The 11,403-nt window shown below is 46.8% G+C and carries 11 protein-coding genes; 6 read left to right on the top strand and 5 right to left on the bottom strand.

The genetic code is table 11. From position 1 onward, the window contains the following. The first annotated feature begins 2 nt into the window (after positions 1-2). The gene (locus tag ACIFSR_RS08155) at positions 3-620 is read left to right on the top strand and encodes a class I SAM-dependent methyltransferase (RefSeq protein WP_339205598.1); all 618 of its coding nucleotides are present in this window, start codon (positions 3-5) and stop codon (positions 618-620) included. Between the two features lie 9 nt (positions 621-629). Here ACIFSR_RS08155 and ACIFSR_RS08160 read toward each other — a convergent pair whose 3' ends face one another. Continuing rightward, positions 630-1,316: a class I SAM-dependent methyltransferase gene (locus ACIFSR_RS08160; protein ID WP_339205597.1), complete on the bottom strand. Its 687-nt coding sequence runs from the start codon at positions 1,314-1,316 to the stop codon at positions 630-632. Between the two features lie 108 nt (positions 1,317-1,424). Then, the gene (locus ACIFSR_RS08165) at positions 1,425-2,414 is read right to left on the bottom strand and encodes an N-acetylglucosamine kinase (protein WP_339205596.1); all 990 of its coding nucleotides are present in this window, start codon (positions 2,412-2,414) and stop codon (positions 1,425-1,427) included. Positions 2,415-2,643: 229 nt separating this feature from the next. Here ACIFSR_RS08165 and ACIFSR_RS08170 point away from each other — a divergent pair, with 229 nt between their 5' ends. From ACIFSR_RS08170 to ACIFSR_RS08190, 5 genes are all read left to right on the top strand, one after another. Beyond that, positions 2,644-4,389 carry an ABC transporter ATP-binding protein gene (locus tag ACIFSR_RS08170; RefSeq protein WP_430056547.1) on the top strand — a complete coding sequence of 582 codons (1,746 nt, stop codon included), beginning with the start codon at positions 2,644-2,646 and terminating at the stop codon, positions 4,387-4,389. Between the two features lie 24 nt (positions 4,390-4,413). Beyond that, on the top strand, positions 4,414-5,088 hold the full coding sequence (locus ACIFSR_RS08175) for a response regulator transcription factor (RefSeq protein ID WP_339205592.1): 675 nt from the start codon (positions 4,414-4,416) through the stop codon (positions 5,086-5,088). Next, on the top strand, positions 5,085-6,146 hold the full coding sequence (locus ACIFSR_RS08180) for a sensor histidine kinase (protein WP_430056549.1): 1,062 nt from the start codon (positions 5,085-5,087) through the stop codon (positions 6,144-6,146). The genes ACIFSR_RS08175 and ACIFSR_RS08180 overlap by 4 nt, the downstream gene beginning before the upstream one ends. Positions 6,147-6,285: 139 nt before the next feature. Further along, on the top strand, positions 6,286-6,537 hold the full coding sequence (locus ACIFSR_RS08185; protein WP_076266420.1) for a GlsB/YeaQ/YmgE family stress response membrane protein: 252 nt from the start codon (positions 6,286-6,288) through the stop codon (positions 6,535-6,537). Positions 6,538-6,813: 276 nt separating this feature from the next. After that, complete coding sequence (locus tag ACIFSR_RS08190) at positions 6,814-7,743, top strand: MBL fold metallo-hydrolase (protein ID WP_430057072.1); 930 nt, start codon at positions 6,814-6,816, stop codon at positions 7,741-7,743. A gap of 92 nt (positions 7,744-7,835) precedes the next feature. On the opposite strand, the gene ACIFSR_RS08195 is transcribed toward ACIFSR_RS08190, so the two are convergent. The 3 genes from ACIFSR_RS08195 to ACIFSR_RS08205 all read right to left on the bottom strand — a co-directional run bounded on the left by ACIFSR_RS08195 (position 7,836) and on the right by ACIFSR_RS08205 (position 10,937). After that, complete coding sequence (locus tag ACIFSR_RS08195; protein ID WP_076266419.1) at positions 7,836-8,684, bottom strand: carbohydrate ABC transporter permease; 849 nt, start codon at positions 8,682-8,684, stop codon at positions 7,836-7,838. Between the two features lie 20 nt (positions 8,685-8,704). After that, entirely contained in the window at positions 8,705-9,592 is an 888-nt protein-coding gene (locus tag ACIFSR_RS08200; protein WP_339205588.1) for a carbohydrate ABC transporter permease, read from the bottom strand. 97 nt (positions 9,593-9,689) lie between these two features. Further along, entirely contained in the window at positions 9,690-10,937 is a 1,248-nt protein-coding gene (locus tag ACIFSR_RS08205) for a sugar ABC transporter substrate-binding protein (RefSeq protein WP_076266417.1), read from the bottom strand. Positions 10,938-11,403 lie beyond the last annotated feature (466 nt).

The raw sequence follows: 11,403 nt of genomic DNA on the forward strand, positions 1-11,403 counted from the left end.
AAATGATGGAGATGGAATTGAAGGAGCAATTTGGCGGCATCGATATTTATTTATTTGATCAGCTGCTGAAGGGATCACTTACAAAGGATATGCGTATTCTTGATGCAGGCTGCGGCTCAGGGAGAAACCTGACGTATTTGCTTCGCAGCGGCTATGATGTATTTGCAATCGATCGATCAGAGACAGCTATTCAAGAGTTGCAGCGGTTAGCGGACTTGATAGCTCCTAAATGGGCGAAAGAGCAGGCACGCGTGGAGGCGGTAGAGCAGATGAGCTTCGCCGATGCGAGCTTTGATTTTATTATTAGCAGCGCGGTTCTGCATTTTGCCGACAATGAGGAGCATTTTGATCAAATGGTTAATGAGCTCTGGCGCGTGCTTAAGCCAGGCGGGAAGCTGTTCGCTAGGTTGGCCTCCTCCATTGGCATGGAGTCCCGTATGCAGCCGCTTGGTGAAGGACAATATCTGCTTCCTGACGGAAGCAGACGTTTTCTGGTTACGGAGGAAAAACTGCTTGGAATGACGGCAAAGCTGAGCGGGCATTTATTCGAGCCGCTCAAAACCGTTATCGTAGCAGACAAACGCTGCATGACTACTTGGTGTGTTGAAAAGTCAGGTTAATATGCATGATTACAAATGAAGCCACCAAATACCAGCGCATTCTGGCAGGTGGACGAGCTTGTCCCGCGCTACCCTATCTGCTAATTCATCACTAAAGAAGAAACGTGTTAATTGCTCCGCTTGTTCCACGCTGTCAAAGGCATAATCCGTTCGTACCCATTTGTGCGAGAATCCATAATCCTGCTCAAGTGCAGCGTAGTATTTCTTCAAAAAGTCAGGCGGGTTTGGTGTTTCGAAGCCAGTGCCCATCGTCTCAAAAATAATAATGGTTCCGTTATCGCGGAGCACACGTTTCATTTCGCTCATTACCTGCCGTAGGTTCTGCTCCCAGTTTGGTAGATTATCGCTGCCTAAGTAACAAATACTCCAGCCGGAAACGATTAGATCCGCGCTTTGGCTCGCAAGAGGCAGCTCGCGATGATCAGCAGCCTGCGTTCTCCAATTCGTATAGCCAGCAGAACGTAATCGTTCTGCCGCTACATGCAGCATAGGCTCATACGCATCAAGCGCAACAATCGTTTTGGCCTGATCGGCTAGTACGGCAGTGAGTCTGCCGGAGCCGGCACCAAGATCTACAATATCCAATCCTCTAATTGGTCTTATCTCTTCGATCCAATGCTGCACGCTCGGCTGCCTAGCGATTAATTCATGATAACGCGCCGCTTCTTCCTTATAAATAGCATCATGGTCTGGCATCGCAATTCCTCCTCAGTAGGGTTCAAAATGATTCATCCCTAGCTTAAAGGTATACGTAACGGAAAGGTCAATAGCCATGTTTTAAACTGTTGACTTGGGAATAAACTCTTATTCGGCAGTCTCAAATGTATATTCACTTAGGTTATGGATAACGTCATCATCTATGGCAATATCCAGCTGTTTCAACGCGAGTAAAACAGAGCCGACTACAGGCGGAAATTTAGGCTGAACAACGGTGTAGCGCTTGTTGTTTCCTTGCCGAAGCTTCTCGCCCAGCTCGCGAATAAAATAAGGGCTGTTTGCAACGCTGCCTGTGAAAGTAACAGCGACTTCTTCACTATAGAAGGAGGAAGCAATCATCTCGATGCCTACCTTGATTTGATCGATGGCACGGTTGCACACGCGGATAGCGAGAGAGCTTCCACGCTCGGCGGCTTCCGTAACCGCAGGAGCGAACTTCCCAAACTGCTTGTCTCGCGTACGGCGATCATCCGCAAAGCCTTTTTTGGCTATATCAGCAAGCTGCTGGGCCGTTGAAACATTCCAATGAACAAGCATGGCTTCGCGAAGCTCGCGGTCCGTATCATCACAATTGCCTGCCAGCATCTCATATACAGCATCATAGGCAACAAATCTCGCTGCGCTAGCTGCATAATGGTGAAAATCATAGTTGCGAATCATTTGTCCATCGTCCGTCATGCCTACGATAATCGAGCCTGTTCCAGCGATAACGACGATGCCTTGTTCACCCATTAATGCGCCTCTATGAGCCGAGACCGCATCATTCACATGCCACATCGGGCAGGTAAGTCCCGGAAGCTTTGTTAATGTCTTAATCCATTCGAGGTCAGATGGCGAATCGAGGCCTGCAATACCAGCAACCAGCGCGAGCGCATGATAGGGAGTGCGGCCAGCTTGCTGGAGTGCTTGGGTAATAGCTCCTTGCACATTTTCAGCTGCCATCTCGTCTTTGTAAATAGAGGCGGAGCCTCGTTCCAAATATGAAAGCACATGTCCTCTATGACTGCACACCATGACGCGGGTATGAGTTCCGCCGCCGTCTATTCCAATTACAACCTGCTCTTCTTGCAAATGCATAGGTAGCACTCCTATTCGTAGTGGCTTGTGAGGCGTCGAACGAACGCTTGGTCAAACTATTGCATTATTTTACCTCAATTTACCATATAGAGGAAGTGGTGGATTACAAAAAGTGAGAATGGCTTGCTTAAATAACCAGCGACAGCCTCGTTGTTTATATTGCGTTTAAACAGGCAAGGTAAAGTAGGAACTGTAGTGGAGAGAATAGAGAGATACAGGAGTGATACTGATGAAAAATAAAAATAGCAACGTTAAGCGATTCATAGGGCTGATTATGGAGACGAATCCCCCGAAGATGATGCTGTCTATTGCGGTTATTTTGAGCGTCATTACGACGCTAGTTAGCTTGACCATACCTATATTCACGAAAAATATGGTTAATGGCTTCTCACTGGGGTCATTGAGCACGGGGCAGATTGTCTGGATGGCTGCTGCTTTTATCGCGCAGGTTGTGTCTGGAGGCGTGTCTGTTTACCTGCTGCATTACAGCGGCAATAAGATCGTCTCGTCTATCCGAGAGCGGTTATGGAGCAAGTTGCTGCGCTTGCCAGTCCCGTATTATGACAACAAATCCTCAGGCGATACGATTAGTCGGCTGACTAATGATACAGCGCTGCTGAAGGGTCTTATTACGGAGCATGTAACTGGTTTTTTCACAGGCATTTTGTCCATTATCGGTGCATTGTCGATTCTTTTCTATATGAACTGGCAGATGACGCTTATCATGTTAACTGTCTTCCCTTTGGCCGCACTCATTATGGTGCCAATTGGACGGAAAATGTACAGCATATCCAAATCCACGCAGGCGGAGAACGCAAGATTTACTTCCGTCGTAAATCGTGTGGTATCCGAGATTCGGCTGGTCAAAGCATCCGGTTCCGAGCCTGCTGAATATGAGAAAGGACGCGTCGGCATTCAGAATTTGTTTGGTTTTGGTTTAAAGGAAGCACGCATGCAGGCGCTTATTTCGCCAATCGTCACTTTTATCATCTTATTGCTGCTGGTATGCTTAATCGGCTTTGGCGGTGTTCAAGTATCATCAGGTAAGATGACTGCGGGTGAGTTAGTCGCCTTTATTATGTACCTGTTCCAAATCATGCTGCCGATTACGCAGATCTCACAATTTTTCACACAATTTCAGAAGGCAATGGGCGCGACGGACAGCATTATTGGTATATTAGAATCCGATGAAGAAGATCAAGATAATGGCAAGGAAGTAACTCAGATGGACCAAACCTTGCAGGTGGAAAATGTATCATTTGCCTATAAGCCCGAGGAGCCAATCCTGCGGGATGTGAGCCTGACGATTGAAGCGGGCAAAGTAACGGCTTTGGTCGGCCCGAGCGGCAGCGGCAAAACGACGCTATTCTCGCTGCTGGAGAGGTTCTACGACCCGACATCCGGGGCGATTAGGCTTGGCGGAACTGACATCCGAGACGCGTCTCTGCGTTCATGGCGCAGCCAGATTGGCTACGTTTCGCAGGAGAGCCCGATTATCGCAGGCACGATCAAAGATAACTTATGCTACGGTCTGACGCATGAGGTGACGCAGCAGGAAATCGAGCAGGCTGCACGAATGGCTTATGCAGACGGCTTTATTGAAGCATTGCCTGAGAGCTATGAAACCGAAGTTGGCGAGCGCGGCATTAAGCTATCGGGTGGGCAGCGGCAGCGGATTGCCATTGCAAGGGCGCTGCTGCGTGATCCGCAAATCCTTATGCTCGACGAAGCGACGTCTAATCTCGACAGCAAGTCAGAAGAAGTGGTGCAGGACGCGCTGAAAAATCTAATGATCGGACGGACGACTGTCGTTATCGCCCATCGCTTGTCGACGGTTGTTGATGCGGATTCGATCGTTTTCCTAGAGAAAGGCGTCATTACCGGGGTAGGAACGCATGATCAATTGTATGCTAGCCATACCATGTATCGAGAATTCGCTAATGGACAGCTTCGAGTGAATAAAACGGCTTCTTAAGTAAGCAGAGAAGAGGGTGGAGAAATGGGCTATGTGCTGATTGTAGACGATGATCCGCATATTCGTGAGCTGGTTCGAGTTATTTTGGAGAAAGAGGCTTTAAGCGTGCAGGAGGCTCCGGATGGGCAATCGGCGCTTGCTCAAATGGAAGCCTCTCCGGCAGATATGGTCATATTGGATATTATGATGCCGAATATGGACGGCTGGGAGCTGTGCCGTGAGCTGCGGGAGCAGTACGATATTCCGCTGCTCATGCTGACGGCCAAGGGAGAAATGGGCGATAAGGTGCGAGGGTTCCACCTCGGAACGGACGATTATTTAGTAAAGCCGTTTGATCCCGCGGAGCTGACTGTCAGAGTTAAAGCGCTATTGAAGCGTTACCGAATCGCGGTGTCGCAGCAGGTTTCCGTAGCGGAGATCATGCTCGATCGGCAGACTTATGAAGTGAAGATTCATTCGGATTATACGACGCTTCCTCCGAAGGAATTTGAGCTGCTGTTCAAGCTCGTTAGCCATCTAGGCCGTACATTGACACGCAACCAACTGATCGAAGCGATTTGGGGTTATGATTTTGACGGCAACGAACGAACGCTGGATGTACACATTAATCGGCTGCGTGAGCGTTTTGTCGCTTGGGAGGTATCGATTAAGATCAGTACGATCCGTGGACTCGGTTATCGGCTGGAGGTACTCCAATGAATCGTAAAATGTCAAAATGGGAAGTTTCACTGCGTGTTGTAGGAGCTACGTCGATGGTATTCCTACTGAGCGGAAGTGCCTTCTCGCTGGCGTATTGGTTGACGAAGTGGTTTTACACGAGACATGAGGTCCGCTTTCCTGAATATATAGTGCAGCTGGTGAACTGGGGACTGGGCATTTTATTTATTATTGTGCTGTTCGCTATCGTTAATTTGGTGATACGACCGAAGCAGAGGGAAGTTTGGGTTGAAATGATCGATGCGCTAAAACGAATGGCAAAGGGAGATTTCAACGTGGCCTTGGATCGTGACAAGAAATTTCATGGTCAATTCGGGGACGTTATTCAGTCCATCAACGATATGGCGCATGACCTGAAGCAGGTAGAGCTGCTTCGTCAGGAGTTTATTTCTAACGTATCGCATGAAATTCAATCACCTTTGACCTCGATACGCGGATTTGCGAGCACGCTGCAGCGCGAGGACCTTAGCCCTGAGGAGCAGCGTCATTATTTGTCGATTATTGAGCAGGAAACGACGCGGTTGTCCAAAATAAGCGACAACCTGCTTAAGCTCACAACGCTCGAATCCGAGCAGCAGCAGCTGGACACGAAGCGATACAGGCTTGATGCGCAGCTTGAGAACATTGTGCTCGCTAGTGAGCCTCAGTGGCTGGACAAAGCACTTGAGCTTGAACTGGAGCTGGAGGAAGTAGAAATTGCGGCCAGCGAAGAGATGCTTAGTCAGGTTTGGGTAAATCTCTTTCATAATGCGATTAAATTTACACCTGCCAAAGGGAGCATTAAGATTGTACTGGAGCGCCTAGGCGATGAGGTCAAAGTAAAGATTACAGACACGGGTATTGGCATTTCTTCGGAGGATCAGCTCCGCATCTTTGAACGTTTCTATAAGGGTGACAAGCAGCGGACGAGAACGGCTGATGGCAGCGGATTAGGCTTGTCGATCGTCCATAAAATCGTTGAGCTCCACCACGGGAATATTCGTGTAGACAGCAGGTTGAATGAGGGTTCTTCTTTTGAGGTGACGCTGCCGCTTACTTAGCAGCCAGCTATTCATAGAAAGTGCCTTGAAATGACAACGAGTTCTGTTCTTCCATATATTACACTCGACTGTTTTGTTTCAAAATAGCCATATGAGGTTAATCATAGCTATATCGAATGACAGAGAGGGGCAAAACAATATGGGTTTATTATGGACATTAATCGTTGGCGGAGTCATTGGTTGGTTAGGTGGTTTGCTTGTTGGGCGCGACGTACCGGGAGGAATTATCGGCAACATCGTAGCTGGCTTCATCGGAGCTTGGTTAGGTACGCTAATTCTTGGCTCGTGGGGACCGACGATGGGCGGATTTGCTCTCATCCCGGCTATCATTGGAGCTGTTGTAGTCGTACTGCTGCTAAGTGCAATCTTGCGAGGAACACGACGCGCGTAGTCTAATCTTTACGTAAACTTGATAAAACCGTTGTTGAAGTAGTAACGTATACTTCAATAGCGGTTTTTCTGCGTCTAGATATTGATACGGCAAGGGGAGAGGTTAAAAGGCATGCTCATAATCGTTAGCATCATTGCGGTAGTCATAGTTGTTGTGTATTTGGTCCTCCAGTATTACCCTGCTTTTGGGGCAGCACAATCAAAGGAGCGGCGGCAGCAGTTAAGCCGTTCGAACCAATATGGGCGTAAAAAATTTATAAATGCGATTCCTACAGCCATGGATACGACAACAAGCGAGAAGCTGAAGCTGCTCGTTCAATTTATGAAAGGCAATAAGATGGCAAGGCCAAGCAAGGCGCTAGTTGTGGAGTCGATGAGTGAAGGATATGGTGCCGGGCAGCATCAGCCTAAGCTGACCTGGTTTGGCCATTCTGCAGCTTTGCTTGCAATCGACGGGAAAACACTGCTGCTTGATCCGATGTTCGGCAAAGCGCCGTCCCCGTTTCCGTTTATAGGCGGTAAAAGATTCAGCGATAAGCTGCCATTTGAGATGGAGCAGCTTCCGATGATCGATGCGGTACTCATTTCACATGATCATTACGATCATTTGGACTATGGCTCCATTGTAAAGCTTAAGGATAAGGTGAGACGCTTTATTGTGCCGCTTGGCGTTGCGCCTCATTTGGTAAGATGGGGAGTAGATCCATCCCTTATAGAGGAGCATGATTGGTGGGACGAGTTTTCATATGAGGGGATTCAACTGGCTTGTACGCCTGCAAGGCATTTCTCAGGTAGAAGTTTGACGGATCGCGATGCAACGCTTTGGTGCTCCTGGGTAATACATGGCCGGGAGGCACGCATCTTCTTCAGCGGAGATAGCGGCTATGGTCCTCACTTTAAAGAAATAGGCGACAAATATGGACCCTTCGATCTCACATTAATGGAATGTGGACAATATGATGAGCGCTGGGCAGCTATCCACATGATGCCGGAAGAAACGGTACAGGCTCACTTGGACGTACGCGGAAAGATTATGATTCCGATACACTGGGGTGCATTCACACTTGCAATGCATGATTGGACTGACCCTGTGGAGCGAGCGGTAAAGGCAGCTCAGAAGATGAAAACACGTATTTCGACTCCGAAAATCGGAGAGACTGTACTGCTTCAAGCGGCTGAATACCCATCCTCAGCGTGGTGGCGGTAGCCTAAATAAGTTATAGCGGAAAAGCTTATAAAATATAGCAGGGGCTGTCTTCAAAGGTCTAAACATACCTTTAGAGACAGCCCCTGCTGTTATTATTTGATGCCTGAGATCGCGTAGTTCTCGATAATATGCTTCTGGAAGAAGATAAAGATGATGATGATAGGCACAACCATAAACGTTGATCCAGCCATTTGGAGCGCATAGTTGCCGCCGTATTGCCCTTTGAGCAATGACAGGCCAACGGAGAGAGTGTAGAGCTTCTCATCATTCGCGATAATAAGCGGCCAAAGGAAGCTGTTCCATCCGCCAATAAAGGCTAATATGCCTTGTACCGCAAGTATGGGCTTCGAAATAGGAAGCACGATTTGCATGAACGTCCGGAATTCACTTGCACCGTCAAGACGGGTTGCTTCAAGCAGCTCATCTGGAATGGTAGCCATGAACTGACGGAACAGGAATATACCGAAGGCGCCGACAAGTCCGGGCAGAACGATACCGATCATCGTATTCGTCAGATGCATTTCATTAAGGATCAGATAGACCGGAATCATCGTCACCTGACCAGGAATCATCATCGTAGCAAGTACGATATAGAACAAGTTATTACTGCCTTTGAATTTGTACTTCGCGAAGCCGAAACCAGCCATCGCATTCAGGAATAAGCCAATAAAGGAGAAGAAAACGATAATGAGCGTATTTTTCAAATAAACGCCAAAGTTCATATTCTCAAATAAGTTCTTGAAATTTTCCGTCGTGAAGCGCTCAGGCAGTAAGGTAGGCGGGATATTCTGAATCTCGCTCTCTGGTTTGAAGGAAGAAAGGATCATCCATACGAAAGGAAGGATGACCAATACCCCGCCGACCGCGAGGCATATGCCTAGTATCCACTTGAGCGCTTTTTCGCCTTTTGAGGCGCTTGACGCTTTTGCTTGCGAACTCATCCATTACACCTCCGTTTGGATTATAAATCCGTTTCTTTATTTTGAAATCTGAATTGTACGAGCGTAATAATAATGATTGCGATGAACAGGACAAATGATCCTGCTGCCGCGTATCCGAAGTTGCTAAGCTGGAAGCCGTTCCGATAAATAAACAGGGCCACAGATGTTGTGCTGTCGAGTGGACCACCGTCGGTCATAATGAATGGCTCTTCGAAAAATTGCAGCCAACCGATCATGGTAGTGATCGATACAAAGAAGATCGCGAAGCGCAGCATTGGAATCGTGATGTAAGTCAGTTGTTTCCATGTGCTGGCACCGTCGAGCTGTGCCGCCTCGTAATAAGACTTCGGAATACCTTGAAGCGCGGCGATGAAGATGATCATATTGAGGCCGATCCCTCTCCATACCGCCATCAGAATAAGCGATATTTTAGCCATGACTGGATCTTGAAGCCATGGAACCGTAGGCAGATTAATCGAATCAAGAATATAGTTGAGCAGACCGAAAGCCGGATTGTAAAGGAAACCCCATACAACAGCAACGGCAACAACGTTTGTAACTGATGGCATATAATAGATGACTCGGAAAGCTTTAAATGCACGGTTTGCACCGAAATTAATCATGATCGCAATAGCAAGTGAACATAAGATAACAAGTGGAACACCGATGATTACGTAGAACAACGTATTAAGTATGGCTTTTACGAAAATAGGATCAGCCAGCACGTCTACATAGTTTTTGAATCCGACGAATGAAATATTGGACCAGTCAGCAAGGCCTGCCAAGTCCATGTCCGTAAAGCTTATTATTAAGGCTACAAGGATCGGCAATAACGAAAATAAGGTAAGCAAAATAAGCGTTGGAGCGATAAAGAAATACGGTGCCTTACTCTGAGAGATGCCTTTCATAAACGACCCTTCCTTTGCTATGAGCGCCTGGCTTTATCCATTTCTAATGGAACCGGCAGCGGCTCTGTTCCAGAACCGCTGCCGGCGATGGCGATCATTATTTATTCAAAATTTGTTCAGCTTTGGCGTTGAAGCTGTCAAGTTCCTTCTTAATTTCAGACTTGCCGCGGTAAATTCTCTCGAATGTCGATAGCACGTTTTGAGCAATTTCTTCCCATGGCTTGATAAGCGGCATAGGCTCCGAGCTGTTCAACTGCTCACCGATAACTTTTACATTAGGATCTTTCGTCAAAGCTTCGTTTTCCCATGCTTTTTTCGTGGAAGGAAGCGAGTTTGTAAGCTCCAGCCATTTCAGCTGTGTCTCAGGCTTGCTCATGTAAGCAAGGAATTTCAAGGCTTCTTCTTTGTGTGTTGTATGTTGGAAAATAGACAAGTTAGAGCCGCCTAGAGAAGAAAGGTTGTTCTCTTTCTTAGGAAGTACAGCTGTTGCCCATTTGCCTGCAAGCTCAGGTGCTTGGTCATTAATTAGTTTAATCATCCAAGGTCCGCTGATGAACATTGGCGAGATACCTTCACCCTTAAATGCAGGGATAATATCCATACCTAGATCAATCGGTGCAGAGCCGTCTTTGAAGAAGCTGTCCAAATATTCAACGGCTTCCACGAATTCTGGTTGGTTGAATTGTGGTTTGTTGTTCTCGATAAGCTTCGAGCCGTTTTGACGAGCGAACATGAATAGTAGCGATTGTTCTTTAACATCAAGGCTGATGCCATATTTGTTTTTGCCGCGAGCTTTAAGCTTTGTTGCAGCATCTTTAAGCTCATCCCATGTTTGTGGAGCTTTATCGTAGCCTACTTCTTTCAGTAGATCTGTACGGTAATAAAGCACGCGAGTGTCGATGTACCAAGGCACGCCTACAGTTGCATCTTCGTATTTAGTCGTTGATACCGATCCTGGGTAGAAGTTTGCTTCAGCAAGTTCTGGATATTCAGTTACGTAAGGAGTGATATCCATAAGCGCTTTAGCGGATGCGAACTCAGGAATCCAAGTTGTTCCCATTTGAAGCACGTCTGGACCTTTTTTGGAAGCGACAGCCGTCAACAGCTTGTCATGTGCCGTATCCCAAGGAAGTGCTTGTACATTGACCTTAATGTTAGGGTTCTCAACCATGAATTGCTCTGCAATCTTCGGCAAGGATTTGGCTTCTTCACCCATACCCCATACGTTGATGGTTACTTTATCATTTGCTGCTCCTTCATTGCTGTTGTTGCTTCCGCAAGCAGTGAGGGCGCCGATAAGCAGCATAGAGCTAGCTAGTGCAGTTGCCACTGATTTCTTAAACATTAATTATTCCTCCCGTGTGAATGATTGTTATCAGTACTATGCTGTGAATCCGTGCAAGTTATGCACGCAGGCGGCTGTTGTTTGCCGTATATATAAGCCTAAGCTGGGTGTTGATAAGCAGGTAAATGTTGCTTTCCCTGCCGCAGCAAAAACGTTCGCCACAAGTATATAGAAATACTAATTGATGTGGTGAAACGTTTCTATAAACAAAATATATTACCGTTTACAACTTTAGAACCAGACCTGCTTATTGATTCGAAACGTTTCGACATCATTATAGATCAAAGTTTTGACGGGTTCAAGCGTTTTTTTAATTCAGGAAAATAGTCTCATATTAGTGATATAAACGTTTCTATTAAAGATGAAACAGCAATTGACGGCTCTTTTTGAATTGTTTATAATCCAAATTAGGAGTAAATAGAAACGTTTCGATTGTTATAATTATTGGCCATAAGACATAAGCGTG

The sequence above is a fragment of the Paenibacillus sp. NRS-1760 genome, assembly GCF_050467785.1.
Classification (GTDB): domain Bacteria; phylum Bacillota; class Bacilli; order Paenibacillales; family Paenibacillaceae; genus Pristimantibacillus.